The organism is Lactobacillus sp. WILCCON 0058, from assembly GCF_057198005.1.
Map to the genome: position 1 here is coordinate 976841 of NZ_JBUBHM010000001.1, position 15378 is coordinate 992218.

Annotated in this window: 12 protein-coding genes; 8 read left to right on the forward strand and 4 right to left on the reverse strand. The window is 51.1% G+C overall.

Annotated elements, in window-relative coordinates; genetic code table 11:
* Positions 1-4: 4 nt before the first annotated feature.
* The 5 genes from ACYVUU_RS04755 (at position 5) to ACYVUU_RS04775 (ending at position 5660) form a co-directional block, all read left to right on the forward strand.
* A complete protein-coding gene (locus ACYVUU_RS04755) occupies positions 5-586 on the forward strand; it encodes a hypothetical protein (RefSeq protein WP_439775732.1) in 582 nt (193 codons plus the stop codon).
* Between the two features lie 124 nt (positions 587-710).
* A complete protein-coding gene (locus tag ACYVUU_RS04760; protein WP_484500105.1) occupies positions 711-1514 on the forward strand; it encodes an HAD family hydrolase in 804 nt (267 codons plus the stop codon).
* A 120-nt stretch (positions 1515-1634) separates the two neighbouring features.
* Positions 1635-2117 carry a MarR family winged helix-turn-helix transcriptional regulator gene (locus ACYVUU_RS04765; protein WP_439775868.1) on the forward strand — a complete coding sequence of 161 codons (483 nt, stop codon included), beginning with the start codon at positions 1635-1637 and terminating at the stop codon, positions 2115-2117.
* Positions 2110-3834 (forward strand): ABC transporter ATP-binding protein, encoded by a 1725-nt coding sequence (locus ACYVUU_RS04770; protein WP_439775867.1) that lies wholly within the window; start codon positions 2110-2112, stop codon positions 3832-3834. The genes ACYVUU_RS04765 and ACYVUU_RS04770 overlap by 8 nt, the downstream gene beginning before the upstream one ends.
* 2 nt (positions 3835-3836) lie before the next feature.
* Positions 3837-5660 (forward strand): ABC transporter ATP-binding protein, encoded by a 1824-nt coding sequence (locus ACYVUU_RS04775; RefSeq protein ID WP_439775866.1) that lies wholly within the window; start codon positions 3837-3839, stop codon positions 5658-5660.
* A gap of 106 nt (positions 5661-5766) precedes the next feature.
* Here the strand turns inward: ACYVUU_RS04775 and plsY are convergent, their stop codons facing one another.
* On the reverse strand, positions 5767-6411 hold the full coding sequence (gene plsY / locus ACYVUU_RS04780; protein WP_439775865.1) for a glycerol-3-phosphate 1-O-acyltransferase PlsY: 645 nt from the start codon (positions 6409-6411) through the stop codon (positions 5767-5769).
* A gap of 92 nt (positions 6412-6503) precedes the next feature.
* Between plsY and parE the strand changes: the two genes are divergently transcribed.
* From parE to ACYVUU_RS04795, 3 genes are all read left to right on the forward strand, one after another.
* Positions 6504-8438: a DNA topoisomerase IV subunit B gene (gene parE, locus ACYVUU_RS04785; protein WP_439775869.1), complete on the forward strand. Its 1935-nt coding sequence runs from the start codon at positions 6504-6506 to the stop codon at positions 8436-8438.
* 13 nt (positions 8439-8451) lie between these two features.
* A complete protein-coding gene (gene parC, locus ACYVUU_RS04790) occupies positions 8452-10935 on the forward strand; it encodes a DNA topoisomerase IV subunit A (protein ID WP_439775864.1) in 2484 nt (827 codons plus the stop codon).
* Between the two features lie 115 nt (positions 10936-11050).
* Complete coding sequence (locus ACYVUU_RS04795) at positions 11051-11986, forward strand: manganese-dependent inorganic pyrophosphatase (protein ID WP_439775863.1); 936 nt, start codon at positions 11051-11053, stop codon at positions 11984-11986.
* A 213-nt stretch (positions 11987-12199) separates the two neighbouring features.
* Here the strand turns inward: ACYVUU_RS04795 and fni are convergent, their stop codons facing one another.
* The 3 genes from fni to mvaD form a co-directional block, all read right to left on the reverse strand.
* Positions 12200-13225, reverse strand: coding sequence for a type 2 isopentenyl-diphosphate Delta-isomerase (gene fni, locus ACYVUU_RS04800; RefSeq protein ID WP_439775862.1), 1026 nt, complete (start codon positions 13223-13225; stop codon positions 12200-12202).
* A gap of 10 nt (positions 13226-13235) precedes the next feature.
* Entirely contained in the window at positions 13236-14318 is a 1083-nt protein-coding gene (locus ACYVUU_RS04805; protein WP_439775861.1) for a phosphomevalonate kinase, read from the reverse strand.
* A gap of 76 nt (positions 14319-14394) precedes the next feature.
* Positions 14395-15354: a diphosphomevalonate decarboxylase gene (gene mvaD, locus ACYVUU_RS04810; protein WP_484500106.1), complete on the reverse strand. Its 960-nt coding sequence runs from the start codon at positions 15352-15354 to the stop codon at positions 14395-14397.
* Positions 15355-15378 lie beyond the last annotated feature (24 nt).

Below are 15378 nucleotides of genomic sequence, written 5' to 3' on the forward strand. Positions count from 1 at the left end.
CATTATGTACAGCTACATCCCGAAAGAACAAATCAAGATTTACCGCTATTTGACCGTTGACGCGGTCAACGCCGCCCTGGCGGATTTGCGCCAGGAGGGCATCAGCCTGGAACTGGAGAGCACGGTCGGAACTGCTGGCAACTTCGTGACCCAAAACGACGGGGTGGTGGACCTGGATTACCAGTTAAAGCTGGTAAAGTCAGCTGAAGAAGATCCAGCACTTTTGCTCAGTAAAGTCAGCGAGGGCTTAATGGCGGGCCTGGCGGATAAATTTGAAGCAGGCCGGGAAAACAGCCAGGCTTTGACCTTTCTGCACCGGGCCAAGAAGAGCGGCAAGGTCAACTTCAAGTTAGACTTGACCGTCATCAAGGAAGAAGACGGGGATGAATACCGCTTGGTTAAAACTGATGGGGGCAAGTGGAGCGAAGCCTTTAACAGCCGTTTTTTGACCATCCAGGAAGAGACGATCAAGGACTGGGACCAGTGGGAAGACCTGCGCGGTGAATATCTCCGCTTGAAAAATGAAGATCCTTCTGCTTTGTCAGTCGACCTCTACCGGCAGGCAGTCAACAATATTTATGGCTAAAAGCAAGAATTATCGGCAGGCGACAGCCTGCTTTTTTAGTTGAAAATCTTTGAATTCTTGCAAAAGAAATGGAATAATAAGGGAAGAATCAATAGAGAGAATTAATTTACGGAAAGCATTTTACATGGAAAATAAGCAAGAAATCAAATTAATCGCGACCGACATGGATGGCACTTTGGTCAATGACGCCAAAGAAGTGCCAGCGTCTTTTGCCCCCTGGGTTTTGAATCACCCCGACCAGCAGATGGTGATCGCCAGCGGCCGGCCATATTACACCAATGAAGAGCTTTTCAAGGACATTAAGGATCACTTGATCTTCATTGGCGATAATGGCGGTTTGATCTACCAGCAGGGCAAGGTCTTGGCCAGAGCTGGCATTACGGCTGAAGAAGCTGAATTTTGCCTTGATCTTTTTGAAAAAGAGCCTTTAGCCAATCCGATTCTTTGCGGGGCCAGCCAGGCTATTTGCCGCGACCCGGAAGGAGACCGGAACTTTTTAAAGCAGCTGGATACCTACTATATCAAGCGGCGGTATGTCGAGGATCTGCCGGCTGAAGTAAACAGTGACGAAATCATCAAGTTTACAGCCTATATTGAAGGCGGGGCAGCAGAAAGAATCTACCGGCAATTGCCGGAAATGCCGGGCAACTTGAGCGCGGTTTTGGCCGGGCCGGAATGGATTGACATTGTCAACAAGGACGCCAATAAGGGGGCAGCGATGAAGAAGATCGCAGATTTAAAGGGAATCAAGAAAGAAGAGACCCTGGCTTTTGGCGACTACTTAAACGACTTGACCATGTTAGAGGCAGCCGGAACCAGCTATGCTATGGTCAATGCTCACCCGGACCTTAAAAAGATTGCTGACCATATTGCTCCAAGCAACAACGATGAAGGAGTAATGCAAATTCTGCGAAAATTGTTTGATTAATTGGTGGCAGCTGCCTTTTGGCGGCTGTTTTGCTTTACATTGTGCATGATCCAGGTATACTTGATAGTTAGGTACCGAATATTAATTTCTTGATTATTTTTTGCAGAAAGGACAAGCAGGATGGCAGAAGAAGAACTCAATGAAGAATTGTTTCACCGGAGCATGCGTTTGCAGCGGCAACTGGCCCAAATGGGGATGCGGTATGAGAAGCTGCATGGCGGCGTCCGGGGGCAGAACCGGACTTTGGCCCTGCTCAGCAAGAATGAAGGGATGAAGCAGGCAGAACTGGCCCGCTTTGCCCGAGTAAGGCCGTCTTCAATCAGTGAAGTCGTTGACCGCCTGGAGCGGCACGGCTTGATCGAACGGCGCAGGGATAACAGCGACCACCGGGTTTTCCGCCTCTACTTGACTGGAAAGGGCCGAGAACAAAATGAGCGCAACCACTCCAGCTGGCTGGGCTTTGTGGGCGATTTGATGAGCCCCTTAAGCGAAGGCGAAAAGGCCGAATACCTGAACATCTTGAAGAAGCTGGACAAACAGGCATTATTCTTGGAAGAACGCATGGAAGAAAATGCCAAAAAAGAGGGTGAAAACCATGCTTAAAATTGCTAGAAAAACATTGACTTGCTGGGCGACTTGCCTGGCAAGTCTTTTTTTATTAGTACAAGTTGCATGTGATTTGTACCTGCCGACGGTGACGGCTGACCTGGTTGACAAGGGGATCATTGGCAAGAACCTGCCTTATATCTGGCAAACCGGAGGCAAGATGCTTTTGGTGTCCGCCTTGGGCCTGCTGGCTGCTTTTGGCAACATCTATTTTGCCTCCCACCAGGCCATGCAGGTCGGCCAGCGTCTCCGAGCCATGCTCTTTGCCAAGGTACTGACTTTCTCTGATGAAGAGATCAGCCGCTTTGGCCAGTCCTCTTTAATTACCAGAACGACCAATGACGTCGTCCAGGTTCAGATGACTTTTATGCAGCTCTTGCGGATGCTGCTCCAGTCCCCGATCATGCTGGTGGCTGGGACCGTTTTGGCTTATCTTCAGCAGCCCCGCCTGGCAAAAGTTTTCGCCATTTCTTTGCCAATTTTGGCGGCCATCATTTTCTTGCTCATGCATTTTGCCATGCCCTTGTTTAAGAGCATCCAGCAAAAGACCGACCGGATCAACTTGATCTTCAGAGAAGGCTTGACAGGGGTCCGGGTCATCCGGGCCTTCAGGCAGGACCAGCGCGAGCAGGACCGCTTTGCCGCGGCTAATCTGGACTATACCAAGGTCGGCATCAAGGCCTACACAATCATTTCTTTCATGCAACCAGCCGTAACCCTAGTGCTGAGCTTGACCAACGTGGGGATCATTTTTCTGGGCGGCCGCTTGATTAGCGGCAGGGTCATGGAAGTCGGCAGTCTTTTGACTTTTTTGACTTATGCTACCCAGATTCTGATGAGTTTCATGATGCTGTCCATGCTGTTTATCGTGATTCCGCGGGCTTCTGTATCAGCCAAAAGAATCAATGAAGTACTGGACGCGAAAAATCAGCTGCAGGACCCAGCAGAGCCGGCACCCCTCCCAAAAGGTCCGGCAGAGCTGGAATTTGACCGGGTCTCCTTCCGCTATGCCGGAGCTGAAGAAGCAGCTTTGGAAGGAATTAATTTTAAAGTCAAGGCTGGCCAGACCCTGGCTTTGATCGGGGGAACCGGGTCGGGTAAGTCGACCCTGGTCAATTTGATTCCCCGCCTTTTGGACGTGGAAAAAGGCGCGGTCAAACTTGCCGGAGTTAAGGTGACTGACTTGAAACAGGCTGATTTGCACAAGCTGGTCTCCTTGACCCAGCAAAAAGCCGTGCTTTTTAAAGGGACAGTCCGGTCAAACCTGCTGTTTGGCAAGGGGGATGCCAGTGAGGAAGAGATGTGGCAGGCCTTGGAAATTGCCCAAGCAGCAGACTTTGTCAAAGAAAACGGGGGCCTGGACAGCACGGTCGAAGCCGGCGGGGCCAACTTCTCCGGCGGCCAACGGCAAAGACTGGCCATCGCGCGGACCATCATCAAAGATGCCGATGTATATATTTTCGACGACTCATTTTCTGCCCTTGACTTTAAGACTGACGCGGCCCTTAGAAAGGCCCTGGCGGCTGATCCGAAGATGCGGCAGGCCATTACCGTCATCGTGGCCCAGCGGGTCTCTACGGTGGCGTCTGCTGACCAGATTCTGGTCTTAGACAGCGGCCGGGTAGTCGGCCAGGGCAAGCATGAAGAATTGAAGCGGACCTGCCCGAACTACCAGCAGATTGTCGCTTCCCAGTTCCAGAAAGGAGTGGATTAGGGATGCATCACGGTCATAAAGGAAAAATTGACAAGGCTGAGCACTTTTGGCCGACCAGCCGCCGGCTTTTGGCATATCTGCGCCCTTGGCGCTTTGGCGTGGGCTTGTCAATAGTGTTTGCCATTATTGCCACGGTTTTCTCGATTTTTGCCCCGAAAGTCCTGGGCCAGGCCACGACCTTGATCTATCAAGGGGTGATGAAAGGCTATGCTCAAGAGAAGGCCGGCCAGCATTTGACCAGCCTGCCAATCGACTTTGCCGGCGTCTTTAAGATCGGGCTTTGGGTAATCGGTCTTTACCTGATCTCCAGCGTCTTCAATTTTGCCGAGCAGATCATCATGACCCGGATTTCCCAGCAGGTCGTCTGCCATCTGCGGGCTGATTTTAAAGAAAAAATGCGCCATGTCCCGGTATCCTACTACGATACCCACTCCAAAGGGGACCTAATGAGCCGGATGGTCAATGACATGGACAATATTTCCGGCACTCTTCAGCAGACCTTGATCCAGCTGATTACCAGCGCCATTACCCTGGTCGGAACCCTGGCCGTCATGTTCACGATCTCCTGGAAGCTGACTTTAGTGGCTCTTTTGACCGTTCCAGTCTCCGTTTTGATCACGGGTACGATTGCCCCTAAGGCCCAGAAGCTGTTTGGCCGCCAGCAAGAGCAGCTGGGCAAGATCAACGGGCAGGTAGAAGAAATCTATGCCGGGGTAGGCATTGTCCGCGTTTTTGGCCAGGAAGAAAATGAAGAGGAGACTTTTGCTGACCATAATGACGCCTACTTTGATGCTTCCTGGAAGGCAGAATTTCTTTCCATCATGATTTTCCCCTTGATGAACTTTGTCAAAAATGTCGGTTATCTCTTGATTGCCGTTTTTGGGGTTATCGATGTCATCAAGGGGGCCATCAGCCTGGGCAATGTCCAGGCCTTCCTCCAGTATTCCAACCAGTTCTCCCAGCCCTTGACCCAGCTGGCCAACATGTCCAACACGATCCAGCAGACCATTGCCTCAGCGGAAAGAATTTTTGCCGTTCTGGATGCTGAAAACATGGATGAAACAGTCCACCCGGCAGCTGAACTGGCGACAGATGCCAAACTGACTTTTAAAGACGTGTCATTCAGCTATACTGACGCGCCTTTGATTGAAAACTTCAGCCTGGAAGTGCCAAAAGGGCAGATGGTGGCTATCGTCGGGCCAACCGGTGCCGGCAAGACCACGATCATCAACCTTCTGGAGCGCTTTTATGACGTAAAGGGCGGGCAAATCTACTTAGACGGCCGGGAAACCAGGTCAATGAGCCGGGAAGAGCTTCGCGGCCATATCGCCATGGTTTTGCAGGATACCTGGCTTTTTACCGGGACGATTTTTGACAATATCAAGTACGGCAGAGAAGCTGCCAGTGATGAGGAAGTTTACCGGGCTGCCCGCCTGGCCAGGGCCGACAGCTTCATCCGCCAATTGCCGGATGGCTACCAGACTCTGTTAAACGAAGAAGGGTCCAATATTTCCCAGGGGCAAAGGCAGCTCTTGACGATTGCCCGGGCCTTTCTGGCCGATCCGGAAATTTTGATCCTGGATGAAGCAACCAGCTCGGTTGACACCCGGACTGAAAGTTTGATCCAGAAGGCCATGGCAGACCTCAAGCAGGAAAGAACCAGTTTCGTGATCGCCCACCGCCTGTCAACGATCCAGGATGCCGACAAGATCATCGTGATCAACCACGGCCAGATCGTCGAAAGTGGCAACCACCAAAGCCTTTTGGCCAAGGGCGGCTTTTACGCTGACCTTTACCAGAGCCAGTTTTTAGGCCAGGAAATCTGAAAAAAGCCATGATTCAACTGAATCATGGCTTTTGCTTTAGCAATATTTAAAAAATGCCCCTTTGCATTTTGAACATGTGTTCCGTATAATAGGATTGGTTCAAAAATTACTTCTGCTTTTTGTCCTTGCCTTGCTTTTGCTTGATGTGATAGTAAAGGCCAAAGGGGACAAGGTTTTCATTTCCGGCGGCAATCCTCTTGATGTTGGCCCGGTGGCTCCACCAGATGAGGACAACCAGGACCCCTGACATGATGGTCAGGAAAGTGTCATGGAAGAAGAAGCTGGAAATAAAAATCAAGACTACTGAAATCAAGCTGCTCAAGGACACCATGCTGGTGATTAAGAGCAAGGGGATGAAGAAGCAGGCGCAGAGGCCGAAGAACTGGACATTGTAGCCCAGGAGGAAACCGGCTGTAGTGGCCACGGCCTTGCCCCCTTTAAACTTGAGGAAGATTGAGAAGGCGTGGCCGAAAATGGCTGCTGCCCCGAAAATCAAGCACAAGTGGTGGTCGCCCAAGTGAAAAATCCGGGGCAGGCAGGTAGCCAGGGTCCCCTTGAAGAAGTCGACCAGGAAGACCAGGGTGCCGGCCTTGGGGCCCAGAACCCGGAAGGTGTTGGTGGTCCCAATATTGTGTGACCCATAGTCCCGGATATCCTTGTGGTAAAAGAGCTTGCCGACTAAAACACCGGTCGGAAAAGAACCAATTAAGTATGCTAAAATTAAAAGTAATGCAAATTTTATTGCAAACATCAAATCAACTCCGTTTATCTTGTACCTGCTATTTTAACAAATAACGGACTGAATTGATACGAAGTTATTAATCTAAAGCTTGGAGATGTTTTATTTTGCCAAAGAACACCTATGATGATTCTTCAATTCAAATTCTGCACGGGCTGGAAGCAGTCCGCAAGCGGCCAGGGATGTACATCGGGTCAACCGACATCCACGGCTTGAACCAGCTGGTCTATGAAATTGTCGACAACTCCGTCGATGAAGCCATGGCCGGTTTTGGTCAGGAAATCAACGTGACCATTCACGAGGACAATTCCGTGACCGTGCAGGACTTTGGCCGGGGGATGCCGACAGGGATGCATGCCTCAGGCCGACCAACCATTGAAGTCATCCTTACTGTCCTGCATGCCGGCGGCAAGTTCACGGAGCAGAACTACAAGACCTCCGGCGGTCTGCACGGGGTCGGTTCTTCCGTTGTCAACGCCCTGTCCAGCTACATGAAGGTGCACGTGGTGCGTGACGGCAAGGCCTACGAGGAAGAATTCCAAAATGGCGGCCACCCAATCGGCACCCTGCGCTGCCTGGGGGCGACCAAGGAAAAGACGGGGACTACGATCACTTTCAAGCCGGACCCGATGATTTTTTCAACGACTAAGTATAATTACGAGACCATCCAGGAAAGAATCCGGGAATCTGCCTTCCTGCTCAAGGGAGTCAAGTTCACTCTGACCGACGAGCGCACGCCCAACCACCACGACGTCTTCCAGTATGACGACGGGATTGAAAGCTTTGTTGCCTACCTCAACGAAGGCAAGGGAACGATCGGCAAGGTCTTCTACTTTGAAGGCAGCCAGGATGGGATGGAAATCGAATTTGCCGGCCAGTACAGTGACTCATACTCAGAGAACTTCGTTTCCTTTGTCAACAATGTCCGGACCGCGGACGGCGGCTCTCATGAAGTTGGGGCCAGAAGTGGCTTTACTCGGGCCTTTAACGACTATGCCAAGAAGCAGGGCCTTTTGGGCAAGAAGGACAAGAACCTGGAAGGGTCCGACTACCGGGAAGGGCTCAGCGCCGTTTTAAGCGTCAAGATCCCGGAAGAATTGTTGGAATTTGAAGGGCAGACCAAGGGCAAGCTGGGGACTCCCCAGGCCAGAAGCGCGGTCGACAGCATCGTGTACGAGAAATTGTCCTATTACCTGCTGGAAAATGGTGAATGGGCCCAGGACTTGGTTAAGAAGGCCCAAAGGGCCCGGGATGCCAGAGAAGCGGCTAAGAAGGCCAGAGACGAGTCCAGAAACGGAAAGAAGCGGCACAAGAAGGAAGTCCTGTCCGGGAAATTAACACCGGCCCAGTCCAGAAACCCTAAGAAAAACGAGCTTTTCCTGGTCGAAGGGGACTCAGCCGGCGGCAGTGCCAAGCAAGGCCGAGACCGGCGTTTCCAGGCCATCCTGCCTTTGCGGGGGAAGGTCTTGAACACCCAGCGGGCCAAGCTAGCTGACATTTTTAAGAACGAAGAAATAAACACGATGATCCACACGATCGGGGCCGGGGTCGGGACCGAATTCAAGGTCGAAGACTCCAACTACGACAAGATCATCATCATGACTGACGCCGACGACGACGGGGCTCACATCCAGATCCTGCTTTTGACCTTCTTCTACCGCTACATGCGGCCGATGATTGAAGCAGGCAAGGTCTATATCGCCCTGCCGCCGCTTTACCGGATCAGCAAGAAGCAGACCAACCTTTACGCTTGGACTGATGAAGAGCGCGACGAGGATGAAAAGAAGGTTGGCAAGGGTTATGCCCTGCAGCGCTTCAAGGGGCTGGGGGAAATGAACGCCGACCAGCTCTGGGAGACGACCATGAATCCGGAAAGCCGGATGCTGATCAGGGTCAGAATCGACGATGCCCAATTGGCTGAGCGCCGGGTGACCACCTTGATGGGGGACCAGGCTTCCGCCAGAAGAAAGTGGATTGAGGAAAACGTCAAGTTCCGCCTGGGCGATGAAGAGTCGATCTTAGACAAGGTAAATGATTAGGGGGAAGCAATTTATGCCAGAAACTCACGAGCGAATTCGTGAAATGCCTTTGGAACAGGTCATGGGCGAACGCTTTGGCCGTTATTCCAAATATATTATTCAAGAACGGGCCCTGCCGGACATCCGCGACGGGCTCAAGCCGGTGCAAAGGCGGATTCTTTACGCCATGTACCGTGACGGCAACACGGCTGACAAGCCTTTTAAGAAGGCAGCCAAGGCTGTCGGTAACATCATGGGTAACTACCACCCGCACGGCGACAGCTCCATCTACGGGGCCCTGGTCTTCCTGTCTCAAGACTGGAAGATGAGAGAGCCTTTGATTGAAATGCACGGCAACAATGGGTCAATGGACGGCGACAGTCCTGCCGCCATGCGTTACACCGAATCCCGCTTGTCTAAAATTTCCAATGTCTTGCTGGAAGACATTGACAAGGAAACCGTGCCAATGGTGCTCAACTTCGACGACACCGCTTATGAACCAACGGTTTTGCCGGCTCGCTTTCCTAATCTTCTGGTCAATGGCTCAACTGGGATTTCCTCTGGTTACGCTACGGAAATTCCGCCCCACAACTTGGGCGAGGTTTTAGACGCGACTATCCACCTTCTTAAGCACCCAGATGCCAGCCTGGAAGATTTGATGACTTTTGTTAAAGGGCCAGACTTCCCGACTGGTGGGATTGTCATGGGCAAAAAGGGCTTGCGGGATGCTTACAAGACAGGTAAAGGCCGGATCCAGGTCCGCGCGAAGACCCATATCGAAGAGATCCGGGGCCACCGCCAGCAGATCGTGGTGACGGAAATTCCTTACCTGGTCAACAAGGCCCAGCTGGTCAAGAAGATCGACGAAATCCGAGTCAGCCGGGAACTGGACGGGATCAGCGAAGTCAGAGACGAAACGGACCGTCACGGTCTCTCCATCGTTATCGAGCTTAAGAAGGACGCTGACGCCCAGAACATCCTCAACTACCTTTTGAAGAATACTGACTTGCAGGTTTCCTACAACTTCAACATGGTGGCCATTGACCACATGACTCCGGTTCAAGTTGGCCTTAAGCGGATTCTGGCTGCCTACCTGGAACACGAAGAAGAAGTTGTAACCAAGCGGACTCAGTTTGACTTGAAGAAGGCCTCAGACCGGCTGGAAATCATCCAGGGCCTGATCAAGGCCATGAGCATCTTGGACCAGGTGATCAAGGTCATCCGGGCTTCCAAGAACAAGTCTGACGCCAAGAAGAACCTGGTAGCCGAATTTGCCTTCACTGACCGCCAGGCCGAAGCTATTGTCTCCTTGCAGCTTTACCGCTTGACCAACACTGACGTTTTGGCCCTGCAAGCTGAAGAAAAGGAACTGACAGGCAAGATCGCGGCTTACGAAAAGATTTTGGCTGACCCGAAAGTTTTGCAAAAGGAAATCATCAAGGAACTCCGGGCAGTCAAGAAGGAATTCGGTTCAGACCGGCTGAGCGAAATCAGCGATGAAACTGCCAGAGTTGAAGTCGATGAAAAGGCCTTGATCACTGAAGAATCTGTCCGGGTCTTGATCAGCCGCGACGGCTACATCAAGCGGTCATCTTTGCGGTCCTTCCAGTCAACTGAAGCTGGCGACAATGGCTTGCCGGAAACTGACCGGGTGGTTTATGAAGGGACCCTGTCGACTTTGACCAACCTTTACCTCTTCACCAACCACGGCAATTTGATCTACCGGCCAGTTCATGAACTGGTTGAAAGCAAGTGGAAGGATGTCGGCCAGCACCTGTCCCAGGAACTGGGCCTGGCGGCTGACGAAAGCATCATCCAGGTCTTTGCCTTGGATCATTTGGATGATCCGGACCTCTCCTTCTTGCTGGCCACAAACGACGGCTATATCAAGCAGGTGGCCCTGGCTGACCTGCAGCCAACCAGAACTTACAAGTCCCGGGCAATCATGGCCATGAAGATGAAGGGGGAGGATTCCCGCGTTATCACTGTGGACCTGGTCAAGACAAGTGAAAAGCGGGAAATTACCCTCTTTACCAACCAGGCCTTTGCCCTGAAGTATGATATTGACGAAGTCCCGCAAGTCGGGGCTCGAGCAGCTGGGGTCAAGTCAATTAACTTGAAGGAAGACGACTATGTCGTTGCCTGTCTGGTGACTGACCCGCAATTTGAAGACCTGCTCAAGGTGGGTCTGGTAACCCAAAGAGGGGCCTTCAAGCAAATGCCGCTGAACTTGATCGGCAAGACCAGCCGGGCCAAGCGGGGAGTTCTGGTTCTGCGGAATTTGAAGACCAAGCCGCACCGGATCGTGGCCTTGAAGGCTTACGGGCAAAACCATGAGCTTATCTTGATCACCTCCAGCCTGCGTAAGCAGGTCATCCGGACCAGCGACCACCCAGTTGGTGACCGGCAGAGCAATGGCTCCTTTGTCATTGATGTCAGGACAGATGGGGAAGCCAAGGAGCTGCTCATGGGCCGGCCTTTGCCGGACAAGGCCAAGGATGTCAGCCGCTTGTTCTAAAAAAGCAAAAAAGATTGCGAAAAGATCGCGAAAAGATTGAACAAAGCGCTGATTTTCTAGTAGACTTAATTAGAGAGAATTAATTTTAGCTAAAACTAGAAGGGAAAATTCCAAGATGGAAAAAGAACTGATTTTTGGTCACAGAAACCCAGATACTGACGCGATCGGCACGGCGATTGCCTACTCATACTTCCAGAACCAACATGGCTACAACACTGAAGCTGTTGCTTTGGGTGAAGCCAACGACGAAACTTCTTTTGCCTTGAAGAAGTTCGGCTTTGAAGCACCACGCGTGGTCAAGACTGTCGCAAACGAAGTCAAGGCCATCATGCTGGTTGACCACAACGAACCACAACAAAGCGTTGAAGACCGGGATCAAGTCAAGGTTACCCACGTAATTGACCACCACCGGATCAGCAACTTCGCGACGATCGACCCCTTGTTCTACCGGGCTGAACCAGTTGGCTGCACTTCCACTGTTTTGTGGGAAATGTTCAAGGAACAAAATATGGAAATTCCAGCCAACATTGCTGGTATCATGCTGAGTGCCATTATTTCCGACACCTTGCTCTTGAAGTCACCAACCACTACTGACATCGACAAGCACGCAGTTGAAGACCTGGCTAAGATTGCCGGCGTTGACTACAAGGAATACGGCCTGGAATTGCTTAAGGCTGGTACCAACATTGCTGCCAAGTCAGTTGAAGAACTGATCGACTTGGACGCCAAGAGCTTCGAACTGGGCTCAAAGACTGCCCGGATCGCCCAAGTCAACGTTGTTGATGTCCCAGAAGCCTTGGAACGCAAGGATGCCTTCCTGGCAGCCATGGAAAAGGATGCCAAGGAAAATGGCTACGACCTGTTCATGCTGGTAATTACCAACGTTTTGGACTCAGACTCAGAAGTTCTCTTCATCGGGGACGACGAAAGCAAGTCAGTCTTTGCCAAGGCCTTCGGCAAGGAACTGGTTGACTCAGAAGCCCACCTGCCAGGCGTCGTTTCCCGGAAGAAGCAAATCGTTCCGCCATTGACCCGGGCATTTGAAGCTTAATTAGTAAAGTAGCAATAAGCGAAAATAGAAACTAAAAGAATCCAGTGTAAACTGGATTCTTTTTTTGCTACATTTTTAACATCCTACTTGTTACTACAATATATCTCTTTTAATAAAAGCGCGGCTCTGCCGCGCCAATAAAAATACTGTTAACAAATAAATCCTGAGGGAGAATTTGTCAACAGTTATTTCTTTAGTTCTTTCTTTGTTGCTTTATTTGCCAGAATACTGCTTAAGCTGGTCAAACTGATTTTTCAGTTCCAAGTCCAAGTAATACGGTTGCTTGACTGGCAAGCTGTCTTGCCCATATAAGGCAAAAAGGTAGGCGAGTTCTTCCTTCCAGCGGCCGATTTCTTCATCCAGTCCGTCAGCTCCCTCATTTAAAAGGGTGTGGAGGAAGTGGTTGGCTACGCCCACAAATCTGCCGCCCAGGGCCAGGCCCTTGAAGACGTCCAGCGGGTTTCTGACTCCGCCAGAGACGATCAGCTGCTTGGTCAAAGGCGCCGCCAAAAGGGCAGCCAGGGCCGTTGGCAGGCCGCAGTCGTTCAAATACGCCATGGGGTGGGGATTGCGGGAATTTTCAATTTGGGCAAAATTGGTGCCGCCAGCTCCTCCAATATCAAACCAAGTAAAGCCAGCTGACTGCAATTTTTGCAGGCTGACTGGATCCAGGCCACTGCCGACTTCTTTGACGATGACGGGCACACCAGCTGCTTCTTTAATCTCCAGCATCCGGTCCAGCCAGACAAAGTCGCGGTCACCTTCAGGCATGGGAATCTCCTGGGCCACGTTAAGGTGGATCTGCAGGGCATCTGCTTGCAGATCCTTGACGATCTTGGCGGCCGCTTTAGCTGGGGTCAAGGGATTGACGTTGGCAAATAATAGGCCGTCTGGATTGGCTTCTTTAGCCACATAGAAGGATTCCAGCTGGTCTTCTTCCTTGGTCAAGATGCTGGCCGAACCTAAGGCCAGGGCAATTTGCTGCTTATTGGCAATTTCACCCAGCTGCCGGTTGATCTGCCTGGATTTTTCCGACCCGCCAGTCATCGCGTTGATGAAGAAGGGGGCAGACAGTTCTTTGCCAAACCAGGTCGTCTTAATCGCGTTCAGCTTTACCTTGCTTTCTGGCAGGGCCGGGCGGAGCAGGTGAACCTGGTCAAAGGAATTCGTTTTTTGGGCATTAAAAAACATCTGTGTCAAAGCCAGATGTTCTTCTTTTCTTATAGATCTTTGTGACATCGCAATGCTCTTAGTAAGTTAATTCAGATTGGTGAATGTGAAATTCCAGGGGCAGGATGTTGTTCTTGACCCAGTCCTTGCGGAGGCGGTCAATATCGGTGTCCTTGTTGACGATGACGATGCCGCAGTCGCCGTTGCCCGCGCCGCTGGTCTTGGCTGCGCCGCCATACTTGTTGGCGATTTCGATCAGCTCGGTCAAGCGGGGAATTTCGATGGCAATATTGTTGATAGCGGCAAAATGCTGCAGCAAGCGGCGGTTGATGCCAATCTGCTTTTGAATCAAAGCAATGTTTGCTTCTTCAAAGCCGCGGATCATCTTCAAAACGCACTTGCGCGAGTCTGCCAAAAACTTGGCGTATTCAGTCCGCAGATTGTTCTTGTTGGCGTTGGTCTTGTCAACCAGGCGGGAGGTTGAAGCCGGCTGCTGGCTCCAACCAATCAAGAGCTCCATGCCCTTTGGCGGAACCAATTGCTGGATCTTCAGACCTGGCCAGGCTTCACCGACCACTGTTGACAGGGACTTGCTTGCCAGTTCTTCTTTCAGCCAAAGCTTGTTGAAGGTCTGGTAGGCAATCCATCCCCCGTAAACGCTGGCCGCGATGTCGCCGGCACTGCCGTTGCCCTGGACTGAGTAGTGGGAAATGGTGGAGAGTTTGTAAATCAAATCCTTACTTGCCTGGACACCGTAAAAGCGCAGGATTGCCTTAACGGTCGCGACCGTTACCGCGGCTGAAGAACCCAGGCCATACTTCTTGCCATCTGCTGAATCCAGGTCAGAGTTGACGTACAAGTCGTAAACGCCCATCTTGACCTTTTGTTCCAAGCAGTATCTTTCGGTAAAAGAAATTGCTGACAGAATGTATTCAAAAGGATTGTCCCGGTTGTCGATCACCATCTTTGACCCCCGTCTGACCCAGTGAATTGAATCTTGGGAGTATTGCTTGGAGTGAATCAAACCAGTATCGCTGCTGCTTGGCTTGATTGAGACCCTGACGTACTGGTCAAGGGCGACCAGAATGGCTGGACAATCTTGTTCCAAAACAGCGTATTCCCCGGCAATGTAAAGCTTGCCTGGTGCTTTTTCAGTAATCAAAAAAACTCTTCCTCTTATTCTTTTAATTTTTTCTTTTATTTTATGCCTTTAGACATTATAGCCAATTAAATAAGCTTTAGTCCAACAGAGTGACTCCTGGACCAAAACCTGCCTCAATAATCTTAACACGATCAAAGGAGGACTCAAAGTGATTAATAATATCTTTAGAATTTTTTCCCTGGCAGAGGACCTTGACATTCGGGCCGGCGTCAATGGTGTAGTAGCATTCCAGCCCTTGCTGGCGCAGGTCCTGAACCAGCTTGATAGCCTTGATGGTATTAGGCTCAAAATAGGTGAAGCCAGGGACAGCAGTGAAAGTCAAAGCATGCATCTCACTGGCATTTAATTCAGCCAGAGAACCCAATTTGCTAAAGTCAGCCTGCTTGATTGCTTCTTCCATCTCGGCGATTTCACTGTCATTTCTGTCCAACCAAAGTTGATAAAAAGGTGAGCTCTTGCTCATTTCCATTCCCTTGGTTGAAGAAATTTTCTTCTCCTGGTCGTTGATTTCAACGGCCAAAAGACGGAGGTCCATGTCAGGCGCTTCATCCAGCGGGTAGGCATAGGAAGTTTCATCGCTGTCGCCTTTTTGCCAGACGGAAAAGCCGCCAAAAACAGATCTTGAAGCAGAGCCAGACCCCATCCGGGCCATTCTGGACAGTTCCCGTCTGTCAATGCCTAACTGGTAGTGGTCGGCAAAAGCCGCCGCCATGGCCGCGAAAGCTGAGCTGGAAGAGGCCAGGCCAGCCGCGGTTGGCACCTGGTTGACTGATTCAACCGCCAAATTTCCCTTGACCCCAAAGCGGTCTTGCATAGCCCGGAGGTAGGCGAAAACGCGGTCAGCAGCCGGGCCCGAAACGGCTTGGCCGTTCAATTTAAAGGACATTTGCTCGCTGTCTGAGATTTTGGTGTCGCTGTAGAAAGCATCCAGGGTCATGGACAGACTGGACATGAGCGGCAGGCGCAATTTGGCGTCCTTCTTGCCCCAGTACTTGATCAAGGCGATATTGGTATGGGCGCGGGCAGTTTTACTCATCTTTTTTCATTCCTTTACTGTGCA

Coding starts and splice junctions, on each gene's coding strand:
- ACYVUU_RS04755 (WP_439775732.1), top strand. CDS start 5: ATGTACAGCTACATCCCGAAAGAACAAATCAAGATTTACCGCTATTTG.
- ACYVUU_RS04760 (WP_484500105.1), top strand. CDS start 711: ATGGAAAATAAGCAAGAAATCAAATTAATCGCGACCGACATGGATGGC.
- ACYVUU_RS04765 (WP_439775868.1), top strand. CDS start 1,635: ATGGCAGAAGAAGAACTCAATGAAGAATTGTTTCACCGGAGCATGCGT.
- ACYVUU_RS04770 (WP_439775867.1), top strand. CDS start 2,110: ATGCTTAAAATTGCTAGAAAAACATTGACTTGCTGGGCGACTTGCCTG.
- ACYVUU_RS04775 (WP_439775866.1), top strand. CDS start 3,837: ATGCATCACGGTCATAAAGGAAAAATTGACAAGGCTGAGCACTTTTGG.
- plsY (WP_439775865.1), bottom strand. CDS start 6,411: ATGTTTGCAATAAAATTTGCATTACTTTTAATTTTAGCATACTTAATT.
- parC (WP_439775864.1), top strand. CDS start 8,452: ATGCCAGAAACTCACGAGCGAATTCGTGAAATGCCTTTGGAACAGGTC.
- ACYVUU_RS04795 (WP_439775863.1), top strand. CDS start 11,051: ATGGAAAAAGAACTGATTTTTGGTCACAGAAACCCAGATACTGACGCG.
- fni (WP_439775862.1), bottom strand. CDS start 13,225: ATGTCACAAAGATCTATAAGAAAAGAAGAACATCTGGCTTTGACACAG.
- mvaD (WP_484500106.1), bottom strand. CDS start 15,354: ATGAGTAAAACTGCCCGCGCCCATACCAATATCGCCTTGATCAAGTAC.